Raw genomic sequence first — 18,282 nt, forward strand, 5'->3', positions numbered from 1 at the left:
TAGACGATGCCGTCCTTGTTGGTCGCGACTCTCTCTCTCTCTCTCTCTCTCTCTCCGCGGCGCAAGGCACGCATCATTCCACGTAAAGTGCGATAGCCCCCAGAACCAGGGCCCCTAGACGAGTGCGTCCGGATTTGGGTAAGCATGGAACACTCTAAAGGTTTAGAAAATTGGCCAAGCCTGCCAAGTCATACAACTCGCCCCCGAGGCAGGCCCCGCCTGCCGACTTGCCAGGCTCAGCAAGCTCATGATCAGCGCCGGAGCAGTTGCCACGTCCTGCCGTTCCCCCTGCAGTCCTGCATGAACAGGTATCAGAGCGGAAATTCCGGACCAGCCGCAACCCAAGGTCAATCTAAAAGAATCATCCGCAAATCATGTTGTAGGAGGCCCTAGCCACCATGAAGTGGTGAACGCGAAAACCCGACGGAAGGAAGAACGAGGATGAACCCCCATAGGAGGCCCCACAATGCGGTACCCGGTCCGCCATAGTCAGCCGCTTACCCACACAACCAATAGGCCTATCCGGCACCCCACACACCCGGAACATCAGATCAGGGGCGGGAGTGTGCACAATGTGCACACTAAAAAACACCAAAAAGCCCCTGAACAGGGAAAACACGTGCCCGAGGTGGGACTCGAACCGGGTTCCAGCCCTTGGATTTCTGCCACGCCCCCGAAAACCTCCGCAATCCGGCCCAGTCCGGCACCAGTACAACCCGATCCGAAGCCTAGGGTGTGCACATTGTGCACGCCCTCTTCTTTGACCAATTTGATGCAACAACCAGAAAAAAGGGCCGCAGCCCTGCCGGCATGGAGAAGCCGGTCTGCTCCGCGCCGTCATTCCGCCCTGTGTCACCCACATGCCCGAGCCCTGGCCGGGGCTCGGCCTCGACCGGCACCAACATCCGGTCAAGCGGAAGACGGGGAATCAACGAGCGCCATGGTGTTGCACCTCCTTCGGACATCAGCGTTCCAATACACGGCCGTCTAATGGGAGAATCGCGCATCTGGTCCCGTTTTCTTCGGTCCGCGTCCGGTGCCGCAGGTGGCAGCGGCGATGACAACGACCACGCCAGGCACAACGGCGCAGCTGGCCAGGTCAGCGGCTGCCGGTGACGTCTGCGCCCGCTTCATGGCTGGCCGCCCGGCGGGTGGCTGGCATGTTCGTCAGTACAGAGCCATCTGTCGGTCGGGTCAGGCGACTTGCAGGCCTCGCCCGAGAACGGCGGCAGCTCCCACCTCGCTGTCCAGCAGGGGCGGACCACAGTTCTGTATTTTAGGTGCGGGACCTGCCGCGAACGAAGTGGAGGATCAAGACGACCACGGCGATAACCAAAAGTATGTGAATTAACCCGCCACCGATGTTGCCGAGCAGGCCGAGAAGCCAGAGAACTGCGATAATGATGGCTATCCAGAGCAGCATGAGAGTCTCCTTTAATTCCCGCACGGTAATCGTGTGGTGCGTATCACCATATGTCAGGCTGGTGTAGGTAGAAATAGCAGAAAGATAAGGCTTAAGGCACGAGCCGGTCGGCCTCCTGGAACGATGCTGCGTCGGGCATGCTGCCTCGCCCTTCGTGGAAGTTCAACTGGTCAGACTGTCCGGTAAGACGGTCGTCCACGGGCGATCGCTCCCGTGTCGGCCTAACCGGCCGTGCGACGGGTGAAGACCAGATGGAGAACTCCTGTTGGGGAAGGGGTCGCTTCGATGTCAAAGCGTTGTTCGAGTCCTTCGAGTCCGTCCCAGAGCCGTTCGCCCCGGCCCAGGACGATCGGAACGAGGACGATGTGCATGTGGTCGATCAGATCGGCCTCGAGGAACTGTCGGACCGTGCTGACGCCGCCACCGATCCGGACATCGAGGTCCCCCACGCGCTGGCGAACGCCTCGTCGACGCCGAAGGATCCCTCCGACTCCCCGTGGATGCCCATCTCGCGGAAGGTGCGCGTCTCGAAAGCCCACTCCATCAGCCGTGCGCCTGCGTGACCGAACGGAGCGTTGAGTTGCTGGCCCTCGCCGGTGCCGAAGCCGTCGAGGGAGACCGAGAAGTTATGCACGCGGACGAGGGACATGTCATCTCCTGAAGTGCTTGCCGTTCGCACTCCAACGGACAGCAGCAAAAAGGAAATATGGAAAATGCTTGTGCTGCCCGAGCGCAGCGAGGCCCGATTGCGGGCTTTGTATCGTCTTCACCGCACCCGGGGAAGAACGCCTCATGCGAAAAGGATGACTTGCCGGTCCTCACAGGTGATAGCAGTGTGCGGCGTTCGTCCCACGATTCTTCATGAGCTGGCCGAAGGTTATCCGGGGCGGGAGGAATCCCGTGAATGTGGCCGGATCCTTCTCCTATTCGCATCCGTGGAGGATGCACTGCCGGGCGAACGCCACAGCGGCAACCCAATGTGAAGTGCACTGTTCAGGCCCGGGATCCGGCCGCGGGTCAGTCTCGTCGATTCACGGGAGTGCATCTGTCGGCCGGCCGACCGCTGGCCCGCTACCGCCTCCGAACCCCAGATTGACCGGCAGCGTGGAAACGAACTCACGTACCCTCGTCTCAGCCAGACCCAATGCCTCACTGATCTGACGGTTGCTCAGACCCCTCGGAAATCCCTGCCAGCACTTCCCTCTCCGCACCGGCCAGGTCACGAAATCCCGGGTCCGCCGCGTTGGCGAACCACGCCCTCGCCCTGTCCACCACGTCAGGGCCCAGGAGCGATTCCCCCGTGGCGGCACTACGTATGGCCCGGGCCAGGTGGTGGCCGCGGACTTGCCGGAGCACGATTATCGACGACAAATACGCGCACCGAACCCTGGGACCGTTCCCGGGCAGCAGCGGCGTCTAAGGGCAAAGCCATCGACAGACTCCTGTTGTTTGAGCACCACCGACCCGCCACGTCGTGCAGGTCCCTCCCACCCGGGGTCACCTACGGATAATCGTTCCTCCTGGAAGACCCCGAGGCGAGGGCCAAAGGACCGCGACCGGCCAGAAAGAGCCGTGGTGACCGGCACGGGAGGTACTGCGTCGCGGCTAACCCGGGTCTGGCCACCTGGATCCGGAACCAAGGCGTTGCGGGGTCTCCCTCGACAAAGGTCAGGAAAACACTCTGTGCCGCCCGAGCGCAGCGAGGCCCTATCAGCCCCTTGCTGCCGCCAGTCACGCCAGCTTTCGGCCATTCGGGACAGAACACGGCACGGTGCGGTGGTACAGCGAAGAGACCGGGGCCACTGCTCGGCGCGCTTGAGGTCAGGTTGTGGGGGCGGTCCAGCATAGCCGGGTGCCGTGGCCGGGTGGGCTGTCGATGCTGAAGGTTCCGCCCAGGGAGGCTGCACGCTGTTCCATGTTGGCCAGGCCGCTGATTCGTGCAGGGTTTTCGAAGCCGCGCCCGTCGTCGGTGATGAGCAGCTCCACGTTGTCCTGGCCGGCGGTGAGGCTGATGCTGATGTTCTTCGCTCCGGAGTGTCTGATGGAATTGCTGAGTCCCTCGGAGAGGACGCGCAGCAGGTGCGCTGCCAGCTCCTCTGAGACGGTATCGTCCAGGGGCCCGGTCAGCTGGACTGTTGGGGTGAAGCCGAGATCCCGTGCCCCCGCCTGGACGGCGCGCAGGGCACGGTCGGTGAGCAGCCCCGCACCGTCCTGGCCGTCCTGGAGAGAGTAAATCGTGGCCCTGAGCTCACGGATCGTTGCATCCAGCTCGGAGGTGGCCCCGGCGATGCGTTCATGGGCGACGGCGTTGTCGGTGTACCGGCGCAGGCTCTGGATGCTCAGACCGGCGGCGAACAGGCGCTGGATCACCAGATCGTGGAGGTCTTTGGCGATTCTGTCCCGGTCTGCAAAGAGCAGGTGTTCTTCGCGGACCTGGTTGGCCCGGACCAGATCAAGGGCCAGCCCGATCCGGGATCCGAACAGGGCACTGGATTCCAGATCGGACTGCGGGTAGCCGTCGGCGCCGGCCGGGCGGCCCAGAATGAGCAGGCCGTTACTGGTTCCGGTGTGGCCCAGGGCGGCAAGCAGGACTGGGCCCATTTTCCTGGACGCTTCAACACCGAAGAGCTGCGCGGGGTCGGGGAATACCGCCGATTCCCCTGTCTCCAGTACTCCCGTGATGGCCGTGGAGGCCGGGATTTCGAATCCGGCCGGCAGTGATTGCTCCCCGAGGGACACCCGGCACCGGAGGACCCCGTCCGGGCCGGGAACCGCGATGACTGATAGTGCCGAACCCGAAACCGTTCGCGCACGTTCGGCGATCAGATCGAGGTACTCCGCGGCGTCCGGATGTACCGCGGTGATGAGTTTGCCGCTGATTTCCATGCCTGCCTCCAGCCACCCCTGGAGGCGGCGGCTGTCCTCGAAAATTCTGGCGTTCTCGATGGCGATGCCGGCGGCCGCGGCCAGCGCCACGGCGAGTTCCTCGTCCTCCTCGGTGAAGTCCGCCCCGCTCTGCTTCTCCGTCAGATACAGGTTCCCGAAGACCGTGTCCCGGACCCGGACGGGGACGCCGAGAAACGTCTTCATGGGCGGGTGGTTGGGCGGGAATCCGGCCGCCGCGGGGTGCCCGCCCAGATCGTGAAGCCGCATCGGCTGCGGGTCGCGGATCAGATGCCCGAGAACCCCCCTTCCCCTGGGAGGCTCACCGATCATCCGGATGCCGTCCCCGTCGACGCCGACGGTGATGAATTGGCTCAGCGCCTGGACCCCGCCGATGACGCCCAGCGCCCCATACCGGGCCCCGGTCAGTTCGCATGCCGAATGCACGAGCCGGTCCAGGACGGCTTCCAGGCTCAGATCGTCGGTGAGGGACACCACCGCGGAAAGCAGACCCCGCAGCCGGTCCTGAGTATAGAGCAGCTCATCGGCCCGTCCCCTGGACTCCCGCAGCAGATCCCCGGCCCGGCGCTTCATCGGGTTACGCCACTTCAACAGATATCCCTTGGCTAGGGAGCGGACCTGCGGGCCCGGCAACCCGCGGGGGTTTGGTGCTCCGGACAGGCCGGCGACATGGTCCAGCAAAGTCGCGCATGCGTCCTTCACCGTCTGCAGGGCCAAGAGCGGGGAACGGTCCGGCAGGTGCTGGCCGGGCCGGCTTCGGGCCCCGCCGAGGGGACGGGGCACGTTCATGGACCGGCCGGCCGGCTACGAATGGCTGCGGAACAAGGCCCGTCTGGTCCGAGATGTGAGACGTGGCAGCGCATTCCCGCAAGGCCTCAACACCTACCACGGCGGCGGCAGTATCCAGGTGGGCCGGTGAGAGGGCCAGTACCGCTCCGGTCCCGTCCAGGATCCGTAGGAGGATTCTGCCATCCTCGACCCGGACGAGTTCAAGGGCGCCGGCCCCGGAAGGTGCCTGGGTCAGGGCTGCGCTTTGGCGGGCGGGTGCGCGCTGGGCGGCGGAACGAGCAAGGGAAGAATCAGGCACGACAGCTCCACAATAGAGTTCCATGGCCGCGCCTTGACCTTCTGCTGACTATACGCCAAGGGCCATGGCCTTCTGTTCAGGAAAGGGACGCCAAGAAATGTTCCACAAAGGGTCCCATCCTGTGTTTTGGCCCAGGTGGTTTTCGCTGGAATCCGGTCTGTTCTCGACCAGCTCGAACCGGTCATCGCCACTGCTTACCGGGCCGGGCGGCAGCCCGCGTTCGGCGATGCGGCCCCGTCTTTGCCCGCTCTAGAACCGCGCATCACCGCAGGCCTCCCACATCCGCGCGCGATAGCGGCGCCGGCAGTCCTCGACCCGGGACAGCCTCAGTCGCTTCGTAACCTGCCACTCAGGGCCTGGTCAGCATCCCACGCAACATGGTGCCCCTCGCGGACGGAGATCTGCCGATGGCCCAGGGCAGTGAAGCCGCCACGGCCGGTCAGTGCAAAAACAGCGTCAGGCCGGCGGCACCCGGATATGAAAAAGGCACACACGGGGCCCTGTGCGTCGTATTCTGAGGCCATGACAAGTCCTTCCGATGAATCCGCCGTATCCGAGCTCCAAGAGCTCATCACGGAATCAGGCACCGTCAGCGAGTTCCTGAACGAACTAACGCTCTTCGCGGCCCGGACCATCAGCCCGGCCATCGGCCATCCGGTCGAGTGCGCCGTGGCGTTGCGGCGGCGCCGGCGCACCATCACGATCGCCGGAAGCAGCGAGGAAGCACGCACCCTGGACCAGATCGAGCAGGCCCATGGCAGCGGCCCCTGCACGCTGGCACTGGAAACCAACACCACAGTCCTGCTCAACGACGTCGACCACGACCCGCGCTGGCCCGACTTCCAACGCGAACTCACAACCCGCGGCTACCACGCCGTCCTCGGAATCCCGCTCAAGCTCGGCAAAGATTCCTGGGCAGCGCTTGACCTGTTCGCTCCCGCCGCCGGGGCCTTCACCCCGGCAGCCATCGCCATCGCCGAAGACTTCGCCAGGATCGCCGGCGACGCATTGCGCCTGGCCGTCCGGATAGGAACCGAACAGCTCCTGGCCGAAGACCTCAAAGCCGCCATGACAAGCCGGTCAACGATCGACCTCGCCTGCGGAGCCATCATGGCCCAAAACCGCTGCAGCCAGGAAGCAGCCTTCGCCATCCTGACCCGGGCCTCAAACCACCGGAACAAAAAATTACACCAAGTCGCCGAAGAACTGCTGCTCGGGCTCTCCGGCAACGTGCCACCAAGCACCCGGTTCGATGCCTGAACGACAACCCTGACTTCCCCGCACTTCCAAACAACACGCACCGCGTATCCCACGAGTCACCCTGAGCGAGATTTGCCCTCGCCCCGGCCGGCTCTCCCAGGACCAGCGCCACGGAGAAGTGTGCCATGTCCGGTCAGGGCGGCCGTCGCCTCCCCGGTGTTGACGCAGCGTTGCAGGGATCGCGCCGAGGCGAAGCCCCGGGGATGGACTGGTGTGCTCGCTTACCGTACCTCTGCCCGCGAAGCAATCCGGGCCGCGGCCGGGAAACCGACGATGGTACCGGCTGTCTTCGCTGGCTCAGACCGGGCCTGTGTGAGCGTGGGCTCACATGACAAAATGGGCGTGTTACACACCACGGCATCTGGGCGCGCTTGCACGAAGGATCGGGAAATGAAGAAGGAGCTGGACGACGCCGCGAACGCGGTCGAGGAGGCATCGAATTCCAGGGCCCTCGTGATCGCCGCCAGGGCAGGTTTTGCCGTCAGCGGCCTGTTGCACATTCTGACCGGCTCCGTCGCCATCCAGTTGGCCTTCGGCAAGGGCGGGCAGGCGGACCAGGGCGGCGCCGTTGCCCAACTCGCCGGACAGCCCGAGGGACTGCTGCTGCTGTGGACCGGATTCGCCGCCTGCGTGGCTTTGGCGCTCTGGCAAACCGGCAACGCCGTGTTCGGCTACGGTCAGCTGGAAGCCAAGAAGAAGGTGGGGAATAGACTTTCCGCGGGCGGCAAGGCGGTGATGTTCGCCGTCATGGCGCTGACGTTCGCTGCGTCCGCGAGTGGAAACAGCAAGAACAGCGGACAGTCCACCAGCGATTTCACGGTCTTCATCATGAAAGCACCCGGGGGTCCGTTGCTGCTGATCGCCATCGGGGCCGCGGTCGCCATCGTCGGCATTGTCTTCATGGTCCTCGGATTCAAGGCATCGTTCAAGAAGGATCTGCGGCTGCCGCCCTCGGGCGCCGGCCGGTCCGTTATTACGGGGCTGGGCGTGGTCGGCTACATAGCCGAGGGCATAGCCCTGTTTCTGGTGGGATTGCTATTCATCATTGCCACCGTTTCCGCCCGCCCCCAGGAGTCCACTGGCCTGGACGGCGGGTTGAAGGCGCTGCGCGAGCAGCCCTACGGGGTATATATGCTGACCGCCGTCGGCGCCGGCCTGATCTGCTACGGCCTTTACCTGATGGTGAAGGCCAAATTCGCGCGGATGTAAACCGCCCCGGCGCGGCCGGCTCTTGCTTCATCGACGTGAGGGGGAACGGCCGGGCCTCCCGGGACGGCAACAATCACGAGGCCGCCGACAGCCGCCGGGGCCGGGCGCCGGGAAGGTCTGCAGGCATCACCGGAGACGACCTTCGCGGTGCAGACGTGAACCGTGCCGAACTTCCGGAACGCCGCTGTTCGCGCCCCGGATTCAGATCAATGCGGCCGCCGGTGATTCCAGGACAAAGCGGCCCGCATGACTGAAATGAGCCGGGCACCGGAAATCTGACAACCACTCACCTTCGCACTGACATGGACGGCTCGACGCCGAACCGTGCCGCACTGGATTCGCCCGATGTACGGCCCCCGTCATGCGTTCGGCTGATGGGCCACCTAGATGAAGGGTGCTAGTCCGGACCGGCAGCCCGTCACGGTAGTCGTATGGGAATGAGCATCGTCGCCTGATTTCCGGTCCGAGGAGTGAATGAGTATCCGGAATACCCCTGCGACCGCCGCACACATTCAACGCCAGCGGCAGGTCAGGGCGGACCAGCCGCTGGCAACTCTTTGCAGACTTCTGCGGGCCGGGGGTGTCCCTATGCTTTGGTCAAGCTGTCTCAGGAGTTTCTTCCAGGTAAAAGGTTCAGTTTTTGAGCATGGCGAAGAGGACGTCGCAGCGGCGGCGGGCGAGGCAGATGAGGGCGGCGTTGTGTTTCTTCCCTTCGGCGCGTTTCCGCTCGTAGTAGGTCTTGGACACGGGATCGTGGCAGGAGGCTATCCATGCGGATCGGAAGAGTGCGTTCTTGAGTTCTTTGTTGCCCGAGCGGGCATGGAATTCTCCCCTGATGGAGGTGCCGGAGCGCCGTGTGACCGGTGCGATGCCGGCGTAGGCGGCGAGGTGGCCGGAGGTGTGGAAGTTGCTCCCGTCGCCGATGGTCAGGAGTATGGTGGCGGCGGTCTTGATGCCTACTCCCGGCATGGACATCAAGACCCGGGAAAGAGGGAAATCGTCCAGGAGCTTTTCGACTTCTTCAGCCACGATGGTCCGCTGGTGTTTGAGTTCCTTGATCTGGACGGCGACGCGCGGGATGACCAGCTCCACCGCCTCGGTCCCGGCGACGGTTACCGTCTGCTGGCCCAGGGCGGCGAACACGGCGTCGATGAGTGCGGCCGGGTCCTTCCGGCTGTGGGTGCGTGCCCAACGCAGCACGTTCCCATGTCCGGCGGTGCGAAGACCGGTCGGGCCTGCATATTTGATCAGCAGTTCCAGGACCAGGGAACGGGTCAGGACGGTGCCGGGAAACGCGCGTTCCAGGGCCGGGAAGATCTGCAGCAGCAGGGACCGGAGCCGGTTGATCGCCCGCGTGCATTCGTGGGTCAGGTCGGCGTCAAACCCGGAGAGCACCTTCAGCGCCGACAGCACCTCACTGTCACGGTCGACCGCGCGCAGGGTGTGCGGCATTGCCCGGGCTGTCTCGGCGATGATGAACGCGTCCCGGGCATCAGTTTTCGATTTCCCGGGATACGGGTGCCACGGACTCCCCTTCCGTGTGTCCACGTTGGCGAGGGGCTCCTGGCCCTAACCACCCGAGAGCGGAGTCGTCTCGCGAACGGGCTTCTTGCCGCAGGGTCGACCGCCGGCCCCTCTCGTGGGAGCGTCCAGGCCGTACCCGCGCAGGTCGTATTCTGCCCAGTCCGCGCGGAGCGGCAGTAAAGCCTTTGGCGTACTTTTGCTCGGCGACAGAGAGCCAGTTCCTGCAACTCGACCTCGAAGCCGGCCCGCCGACCGACCGGCCGGGCTCAGCAAGCTCATGATCAGCTCCGGATCAGTTGCCACGTCATGCCGTTCCCCCGTATTCCAGCATGATCAGGTATCAGAACGGAGATTCCGGACCGGCCGCACACTTGGGTCGATCTAAAGAATCATCAGCAAGTCACGTTGTACGCGGCCCTAACCACCATGAAGTGGTGAACGCGAAAACCGACGGAAGGACGAACGAGCAGGAAGTCCCAGAAGAGGCCCCGCAGGGCGGTACCCGGCCTGCCGTAGCCAGCCGCTCCCCCACACAACCGAATAGGTCTATCCGGGACCCCACACACCCGGAAGATCAGATCAGAGGCGAGAGTCTGCATACTGTGCACACAAGAAAGCGCGAATATGCCTCTGAACAGGGAAGACACGTGCCCGAGGTGGGACTCGAACTGTATTCCCTCCCCCGCAAACACAAGGCTGCCAAGGAAACATGCGGAATCCGAGCCAGTCCGGCACCAGTACAACCCGATCCGCAGCCCATAGTGTGTACTTTGTACACATCTCTTTATTGCCCATTTTCCTGCACCAACCATGCGACTGCCGCGCCCTGCGAGGGCGCGGCAGCTTCTTTTTGACCGCGATGTAGCTCCGTTCTGACACACCTGACGTTAGGGCCTGTACTGCATCAATGCCGACGACGAAGGTAGTTGAGCCCCAAGTCCACGAAGCAAGGCACAAGCTTGGAGTCGATGAGTGTCAAACTGCTGAATCGAGCCGGACGGGGGCGATTGGCTGCTGTGGTTCTGGTGGTTTGCTTGCTAGTGATGGGCCGCTCACAGAGTGCCCCAAGGCAGCGCGCGTGTGGGAAATTTCGTTGTTCGACAACGCCGGTTGGCGAGCGGATACTGAAGAACCATGAAGCCTACCCAAAGCGGGTTGCGCATCCAGCTTCTCGGCTCGTTCATCGTGTACGTCAACGGGAACGCCGTCGAGAACAGCCACTGGCGGCTGCAGAAGGCAAAGGCCGTGGTGGCAATGCTGGCGCTGGCACCTGGTCAGCGTGGCCGTCGCGAGCAGGTACTGGACCGCCTGTGGCCTGACATGGAGCCGGTGGCCGCCGCACGGAATCTGCATCAGACCCTGTACGTCGCTCGCCGAACGCTCGCTAAAGCTGGAGCCGGCAGCGACGGGCTACTCGCCATCCGCGGTGAAGTGGTCGTGCTGGATGACAATGGCCCGGTCGATGTCGATGTCCTGGAGTTCGAGCGTTCGGCCGTGGCAGCGTTGGCCGCAGGTGTCGAGGCAAGCCTGCGCGATGCGGCCGACTTGTACAGCGATGATCTTCTGCCGGAGCTGCCGGATGCGGATTGGCTGACGACACGCCGCGATGAGCTCCGGGAAATCCATCGCGAGGTACTGGTGAAACTTGCGTCCACGGTGGCGCCGCGCGCGCCGGAGGAAGCGTTGGTCATCCTCACCCGAGCGCTCGAATCCGATCCCGTCCACGAGGGAGCCGTGCGCGCGCAGATGGTGGTGCTGGCTGGGATGGGCCGGCGGTCGGAAGCATTGGCACGATATGAGCGGCTGGTCGACGAACTTCTCGACGCGTTCGGGACCGACCCGGACACCCGGACGACGGGACTGTTTCGCGAGTTGTTGACCGGCTCGCCGCCCGAGGAACGCCTCCGCCACCCCGCCGGCGTGACCGGCAAAGACGATGCCATCGGTTATCTGCCATCCCCGTTGACAAGCTTCATCGGGCGCGAGCGTGAGCTCGTTGACGTCGAGCGGCTGATGGGCCATGCTCGCCTGCTCACCCTCACCGGGGCTGGCGGCAGCGGCAAGACCAGACTGGCTTTGGAGGCCGCGAAGACAGTTCGTCCTGAGTACGAGGACGGAGTCTGGTTCGTCGACCTCGCGGCCGTTGGGGAGTCGCTGCTGGTGGCCGACGCCGTAGCCGAGGTCCTCGGGTTGGATTCCGGCGCGGCACCAAGCCGCGTGCAAGCGCTGGTCGACCAACTGCGGCGACGCTCGCTGCTCCTCGTGCTGGACAACTGCGAACACTTGCTCGCGGCCTGTGCGCAACTCGTCGTCGCGCTACTTGACGGATCCCCTGGGATTAAAGTGCTGGCCACCAGCCGGGAGCCACTCCATGCCGACGGGGAGTACACCTACCGGGTGCCGTCATTGCCCCTGCCCTCGCCCCTGCGTACCGACGCTCTCGACCTGGCCGCGCTGGGCCGGCTGCCCTCTGTCCGGCTTTTCGTTGAGCGGGCAGCGCAGGTCCGGCCGGGTTTCGCGCTCGACGCCGACAACGCGCAGGGGGTGACAGAGTTGTGCCGACGGCTCGACGGGATGCCGCTGGCCCTGGAATTGGCCGCGGCCAGGACGGCCGTACTCGAACCCGCCGAGATCGTCCAGAGATTGGGCGATGCTTTGTCCATGCTCGGCGGGGGAACCAGCGGCGTCACGCGGCACCAGACGCTGCGTGGCACGTTGGAATGGAGCCACGAACTGCTCACCAAACCGGAGCAGGTTCTGCTGCGCCGCCTGTCTGTGTTCGCGGGTGGTTTCACCCTCGACGCTGTGGTAACAGTCTGCGCTGACGCGCCCCTCCAGCAGATCGAAATGCTCGACCTGTTGGCCAAGCTGGTGGACAAGTCTTTGGTGGTCACCGAAAGGAGGGGCGCCGGGACCCGATACCGGCAATTGGAGACGGTCCGCCAGTTTGGCCACGAGAATCTCGATCATTCAGGTGAGGCGGCTCAGCTGGCGGCTGCGCATTGCGCCTACTTCCTTGCCGTCGCCGAATCCCACAATCCCGAACGGGCCACCGGGGTGGTCATCGAACAGCCCAAGTTGCTCGACCGCGAGCACGACAACCTGCGCGCTGCGTTGCGCTGGTCGTGCGCCCGCGAGCCCGAGACCGCGCTCCGGCTCGCCGCCAGCCTGTGGCGGTTCTGGTTCGTCCGCGGTCACGCGGTCGAGGGAGCACGTTGGGTCGAGCGTGCCTTGGCGGTGGCTCCCGACTCGACCCGGTCTCGCGCGGCTGCTCTGATCGGCCTGACCGGGCTGGACAGCCGGCAGGGCCGCGGCGATCGGCATCGGGCGCTCGGCGCGGAGGCCCTGGCAATTATGCGGAAGATCGGCAATCCCGACGAGGTGGCGATGGCCCGGCTCATTGAGACCTCGCTCGCATGGAGCACTTTCGACTTGGACGAGGCCGAACAGCTGGCAGCCGACGTGCACACCGAGGCAGTCGAAGGTGGCAGACCCGAACATTGCGCTGCCAGCAGTTGGCTGCTCGGCCAGTGCGCGTTGTCCCGGGAGGACGGACCACTCGCCGCCCGTCACCTAAACATCTGCCTGAGCGAACTCGCACAGTCTGAGACCAGCACTCCACCCTTCCTGCCGGTGATCACGCCCAGCCTGCAACTGGTCCCGATCGCCGGACGGCTGGTCCCCTGCGTCGAGGAGACCCTGCTGTTGGGCCGGCGGGTTGGCGTCATCCAAGCCAAAGGCTACGTGCTGTCCGCGATCGGCTACGCGGCCAGGCTTTCGAGAGACACGCAGTCTGCGATATCCGTCATCACGGATGCAGCCGAACATTTCGCCGAGTTAGGAGATGACCTGGCTAGGGCGCAAACACTTCACCAACTTGGCTGCATTCTGCGCGACTGTGGCGACCACAGCGCAGCCGATGAGGCCCTGTCCTTGGCGCGGGAGCTTCGGCTCGGCCTGGGCGACCGACGCGGCGAGCTGCTGACCGAGATTAATATCGCCCTGCTCCGCGCCATGGGTGGTGATATCAACCGCGGCCTGACAGACGCTCGGCGTTGCCTTTCAGGGTTCGAGTCCGCGGGAGATCAGGTGGGGATCGGCGCCACGCTGACCATTCTCGGTGCCGCCGAACTGATCTCCGGGGAGGTCCGGGCAGCGCGGGAAATGTACAGGCAGGCAGCGGAAAAGGTCGCCCCATGGCGGCGACACACTGGCTGGCAACGGTTGATGGTGGCAGAGCTATCCAACGAGCTCAGCGACCCGCATCGGGCGGCCCGCGAAATTGACAGGGCTGGGGCGATTTTCGACCGAACGAGATGCCTCATCGCCGGTCAGCGGCTGGCCGCACTCCGTAGGCGGGACTCGGATGATGATGTTGAGACGGCGTTGAGTGCTCGTTGAGGACGGTTCACTAGCGTTATTCCTGGATCTGACAAATGGATCTGACAAACAACCAGCAATCAGGAGGAACGCATCGTGACAACGACGCAGACTAGGCCGAGCCGCATCGGCGAGGCCACCATCGCCGAGTTCGCCGCCGGCCTGCGCGGCACGGTCATCCGGCCAGGGGACGCGGACTACGACCACGAACGCAGCATCTGGAACGGGGCCCACGACCGCCGCCCGACGCTCATCGCACGCTGTGCGGGTGTGGCAGATGTGATCCGCACGGTCGATCTCGCGCGCAGCGAGGGATTGCCGTTGTCGGTTCGCGGCGGTGGCCATTCGATCCCCGGGTTTTCCACCGTCGACGATGGTATCGTGCTGGACCTTTCGCTGATGAAGGGGGTCCAGGTGGACCCAGCCCGCCGCCGCGTGGCGGCACAGGCAGGGTGTACCTGGAAGGACGTGGATGCAGAGACCCAGCAATTCGGGCTTGCGGTGACCGGTGGCCTGGTGTCCTCGACCGGCATCGCCGGCTTCACCACCGGCGGCGGCATCGGCTGGCTAGTGCGCAAGCACGGGCTGGCCAGCGACAACCTGGTCGGCGCCGACGTCGTCACCGCTGACGGGCAGTTCATTCACGCCAGTGCCGATGAGCACCCCGATTTGTTCTGGGGACTGCGCGGCGGCGGCGGCAACTTCGGTGTGGTGACGTCCTTCGACTATCAATTGCACGAAGTGGGGCCCACCGTCGTTTCCGGCCTGGTTTTCTACCCCGCAGAAGAGGCGGAGCAGGTGTTGCGCGGCTATCGGGCGGCCTGCGCGGCGGCCCCCGATGAGCTGACCACGCTGGTCAACATGACCACGGCGCCGCCGGTCCCTTTCCTGCCAGAATCGGTGCACGGCAAGCCAGTCATCGCTGTGGGAGGGTGCTGGTCCGGCGATCTCGATGCCGGCGAGGCGGCCACCGCGCCTTTCCGGTCATTGGGCACGGTCATCGCCGATGTGTTCGCGGCCAACCCGTACGCGGGGTGGCAGCAGGCGCTCGATCCGCTGTACCCGCGGGGCATGCACAACTATTTCCGCTCGGCATTTCTGCGCGCCGCCGACGACGCGTCCGTGCGCGTGCTGCTGGGCTCTTTTGCCGCATTCCCCAACGCCATGACGGAGATTCACCTGCACCACCTTGGCGGCGCGGTCGGCCGGGTTCCGGCCGAAGCAACGGCCTTCGCACTCCGCGACCAGGAATTCATCGTCAACGTTATTGCGCGCACGCCGACAGCGGAAGGCTTCGCGGATGCCGTCGAATGGGCCCGGGGTGTGACGTCCTCGCTCGGTCCGGATGTGGCGGCCTACGTGAATTTCACAGGTGAAGCGAATACGGCGCTCGTCCGGGCGTCGTACCCGGCGGATACCTACCGGCGGCTCGTGAAACTGAAGAACGAATACGACCCCACCAATCTATTCCGGTTGAACCAGAACATCGCCCCCACGGTGTGACAGCACTGCCTGCGTGAGAAGTGGATGATCGACCGAGGGTCGGGAAGCAACCTGACAGCCCGCGTCAGAGGCACTTCGATTCCCCAGGCAACTGACCGGTAACGCCGCCGTAGCGGAGGTCTTGTTATCGCTCAATTTCTCAATCATCAAAAGGTGCCAATTTCACCAAACATTGACACCGCGGATGGACCCGCGGCACCTAGCAGATCCCTAACCTGAAGTTACGTGGGTTGAGGCAGGAAGATCCCCGGGTTTCCGGGGATCTTCCTGCCGGTCTCGTGGGAAGCAGGCAAGGAGCGAGCCACAAAGCAGCAATGGCAGGAAACTCGCTCCGGTGTGGACAACGTGCACACCCCTCCTGGCCGGACAAATGGGAACCAGCCCTCCCCCAAGCCACCGGTCAGCAAGGATTCCGGAGAAAGAGATCTTATAGAAATCCCCGCAGGTCATGTCGTCAGTAGGACCCCACAGCATGAATAGGTACAAGACCAACCACGGCACCCCGAGCATGGCTTGGGCTGCACTTTTAGTCAGCGCCGTGTTCGAAGCGATCTGGGCAACGGCACTGGGACAGTCGGAAGGGTTTACTCAGGCGCTCCCCACGGCTGTTTTCATCACAGCGCTCCTACTCAGCATCGCCGGCCTGGGGGTACGCCGCCAAGACAATCCCGGTGGGCACCGGCTATGCGGTCTGGACAGGAATAGGTGCAGCGCTCACTGTCGTTTATGCCATGCTCACTGGATCCGAAGACACCTCCGCCCTCAAGATTCTCTTCCTGACTGGCATCATCGGCTCCGTTATTGGACTCAAAGTCATCGGAACAAGGCAACGTCCTGCCACCGCCGAGGAATCGGCATAGTCTACGGGTGAATTCCCGTCCCAACGAGGAAAGTCAGCCGCGGATCGACTTGCTTCAAGGAAATCCTCAGCCATCCCGAGGACGGCGCTCGGTTCCAGCGCGGCCCACTCCAGCTCTGCCACAGTGTCCCCTTTGCCCAGCCGGGGGAGACAGTCGTAAGTGTAGGCAGCTACAGTACAGCTCGATCAGCAGCTATCCGAAGGCAGCTCGGCCTCCTCCTCGATGCCGGGCTGGTGCAGCGCTCCACGCCGCGGCCCTGGAAGCTAGTTTCGAGGTCGCCGTCATGCCGCCGTGACGGCCGGCCCGCCTGAGGTCGTTAGGGGTCGTCTCCCGCCGGTCCCTTTGGAAGGATGCGAGGGGGTGGCGAGGGCCCCTCGACGCGGATGGGCAGCTCGTCGTCCCCCCGAAGAATGGCGCGGATCAGCCGCCGCTCCTCCCACCTCAGCGACATGAGCGCGTGGCCGGGCCGCAGTACCAGACCCCCGTTCGGGGTGGCATACCGCTTCTGCAGATCTCCCAGCTCCTCGGCTCGCAGCAGCGCGACTGTGCTACCCGCAGCCGAGTCGACTACGCGGACCAGCGAGGAGGGTCCCGTCAGATCGGTCGCAACGACGCGCCGCTCGCTCTCGGCGAGGATTGTCTTCTGCGCTGCGCGTGTCACGACCAGGGGGCGGGACGGGCCGTCCAGCAGTCCGGTCAGCACGTCCGCCGCAGCGTCAGGGCGGCCCGTTCTCCGCGCCGCCGCCTGCATCCGCTGCAGGCGACCCGGCTCCCGCAGCACCTCGTCGATCTTCCAGCCGATCGTCGCGGGAGTGTTGCAGCGGACCGCCGCCCCCTGCTCCATCAGGTAATCGCCGTTGCGAACCTCCTGCCCCGGGATGGGGTTCACAAGCACCATGGGCAGTCCTACAGCCATGCACTCCGACGCCGACAGCCCGCCCGGCTTGCCCACAAACAGGTCGGCGCGGCGCAGCAGCTGCGGCATCTCCGCCGTGAAGCCGAGCACGCGGTAGCGGTCGCCAGCGGGCGCCACCAGCTGCTCGATACGCTGCCGCAGCGCATTGTTGCGTCCGCACACGACCGTGGCCGTGAAGGACGAGCGCATGTGCAGCGTCTGCCGCACGACCGAGACGGCATAGTCGCCGCCAGTCGCGCCCGCCGAGATCAGCAGCATCGGGGGCTCGTTTGCATCGCGCGCAGGCGCTACGTTCAGCTGGGTGGCGATCGGGATGCCCGTGGCCGCGACGCGGTCGGGGGGCAAACCCAGCGCCATCAGTTCTACCCTCCCCTCCTCCCTGGCCAGGAAGATCGCGTGGAACGCGCCCGTAAGCCATAGTCCCTGGAAGTCGTAGTCCGTCGTGACGACGGCGGTCCTCGCGTCAATCACGCCGCGAAGGAGCAGTGACGCCAGCAGTTGGGCTGGCAGGAAGTGCGTGCACACGATCGCGGTCGGCCGGAATCGCTCGATCGCACCGATCACCGGAAGAGCGTTCACCCGTGTCCAGGGGTCTACTGGGCCCCTGCGCCGGAACGGACGGTCGTTGATGTCGTAGCCCCACTCGACCAGCCAGGGCAAGTCTTCGACCAGGACGAAGTAACCCTTGCCCAGCAGTGTGCGGTAGAGCACGCTGCTCACCTGCAGCACGTCCAGCACCTGCACCTCGTCGACGTCGGCGCGCGCGGCACACGCCTGCTGCACCGCAGCCGCGGCGCTGTTGTGCCCCGCTCCTACCCCTGCTGACAGGATAAGTACGCGCTCCCTCCCAGCGGCGTCGGGGCCTCGTGCCCACGTTCTGCGCATGAAGAGAGTCTAGCGGGCCGTATCACCACCGCTGCCGGAGAAGATCACCCTCGGCTGCAACCGGGTCCTGCCCGCGCTCGGTGCGGACTCCCGGGCACGCCCGCACGGCGCACTGAGTTTCTGGGCTCTACATAACGCTGCCACCTCCCTTCATCCCCTTCATGGTCCGACCGGCCGAGAGCCGCATGAGGAGTCAACAAAACCGGGAGCAGTCCCCATTTCATTGCCAACCGGGTAGGTATCGACATGACCCACTCATTGGCCGCTCTCGCAGAAGAGGGGCACCGTAGTCTCTGTGTTGCGCCGTTGCTAAGCGCCCGGCCCGGTCGCC

At 64.7% G+C, this 18,282-nt stretch carries 9 protein-coding genes and 2 pseudogenes; 5 read left to right on the forward strand and 6 right to left on the reverse strand.

Translation table 11 applies throughout. From position 1 onward, the window contains the following. Nucleotides 1-1,276: 1,276 nt before the first annotated feature. The 4 genes from QCD75_RS20015 to QCD75_RS20025 all read right to left on the reverse strand — a co-directional run bounded on the left by QCD75_RS20015 (nt 1,277) and on the right by QCD75_RS20025 (nt 4,918). Complete coding sequence (locus QCD75_RS20015; protein ID WP_301231216.1) at nt 1,277-1,423, reverse strand: lmo0937 family membrane protein; 147 nt, start codon at nt 1,421-1,423, stop codon at nt 1,277-1,279. A 221-nt stretch (nt 1,424-1,644) separates the two neighbouring features. Next, nucleotides 1,645-1,872: a dihydrofolate reductase family protein gene (locus QCD75_RS22395; protein ID WP_441005524.1), complete on the reverse strand. Its 228-nt coding sequence runs from the start codon at nt 1,870-1,872 to the stop codon at nt 1,645-1,647. Continuing rightward, a complete protein-coding gene (locus QCD75_RS22400) occupies nt 1,803-2,072 on the reverse strand; it encodes a hypothetical protein (RefSeq protein ID WP_441005525.1) in 270 nt (89 codons plus the stop codon). Before QCD75_RS22400 ends, QCD75_RS22395 begins: the two co-directional genes overlap by 70 nt. 1,172 nt (nt 2,073-3,244) lie before the next feature. Continuing rightward, the gene (locus QCD75_RS20025) at nt 3,245-4,918 is read right to left on the reverse strand and encodes a GAF domain-containing sensor histidine kinase (RefSeq protein ID WP_367400678.1); all 1,674 of its coding nucleotides are present in this window, start codon (nt 4,916-4,918) and stop codon (nt 3,245-3,247) included. Between the two features lie 1,018 nt (nt 4,919-5,936). On the opposite strand from QCD75_RS20025, the gene QCD75_RS20030 reads away from it, so the two are divergent. Together QCD75_RS20030 and QCD75_RS20035 are read left to right on the forward strand one after the other, a co-directional pair. After that, nucleotides 5,937-6,674: a GAF and ANTAR domain-containing protein gene (locus QCD75_RS20030; protein ID WP_301231217.1), complete on the forward strand. Its 738-nt coding sequence runs from the start codon at nt 5,937-5,939 to the stop codon at nt 6,672-6,674. A 390-nt stretch (nt 6,675-7,064) separates the two neighbouring features. Continuing rightward, nucleotides 7,065-7,883, forward strand: a complete 819-nt coding sequence (locus QCD75_RS20035; protein ID WP_301231218.1) for a DUF1206 domain-containing protein — start codon at nt 7,065-7,067, stop codon at nt 7,881-7,883. A 633-nt stretch (nt 7,884-8,516) separates the two neighbouring features. On the opposite strand, the pseudogene QCD75_RS20040 reads toward QCD75_RS20035, so the two are convergent. Beyond that, nucleotides 8,517-9,398: pseudogene (locus tag QCD75_RS20040) on the reverse strand (IS110 family transposase); the annotation flags it as partial. 1,143 nt (nt 9,399-10,541) lie between these two features. On the opposite strand from QCD75_RS20040, the gene QCD75_RS20045 reads away from it, so the two are divergent. From QCD75_RS20045 to QCD75_RS20055, 3 genes and pseudogenes are all read left to right on the forward strand, one after another. Continuing rightward, nucleotides 10,542-13,808, forward strand: a complete 3,267-nt coding sequence (locus tag QCD75_RS20045; RefSeq protein WP_301231220.1) for an ATP-binding protein — start codon at nt 10,542-10,544, stop codon at nt 13,806-13,808. 75 nt (nt 13,809-13,883) lie between these two features. Beyond that, nucleotides 13,884-15,290: an FAD-binding oxidoreductase gene (locus tag QCD75_RS20050; protein ID WP_301231221.1), complete on the forward strand. Its 1,407-nt coding sequence runs from the start codon at nt 13,884-13,886 to the stop codon at nt 15,288-15,290. Between the two features lie 508 nt (nt 15,291-15,798). After that, nucleotides 15,799-16,150, forward strand: a pseudogene (locus tag QCD75_RS20055) (DMT family transporter). Between the two features lie 316 nt (nt 16,151-16,466). Here QCD75_RS20055 and QCD75_RS20060 read toward each other — a convergent pair. Further along, a complete protein-coding gene (locus QCD75_RS20060) occupies nt 16,467-17,951 on the reverse strand; it encodes an MGDG synthase family glycosyltransferase (RefSeq protein WP_301231222.1) in 1,485 nt (494 codons plus the stop codon). Nucleotides 17,952-18,282: the final 331 nt, after the last annotated feature.

The sequence above is a fragment of the Arthrobacter sp. PsM3 genome, from assembly GCF_030433895.1.
In the GTDB taxonomy this organism is placed as follows: Bacteria; Actinomycetota; Actinomycetes; order Actinomycetales; family Micrococcaceae; genus Arthrobacter.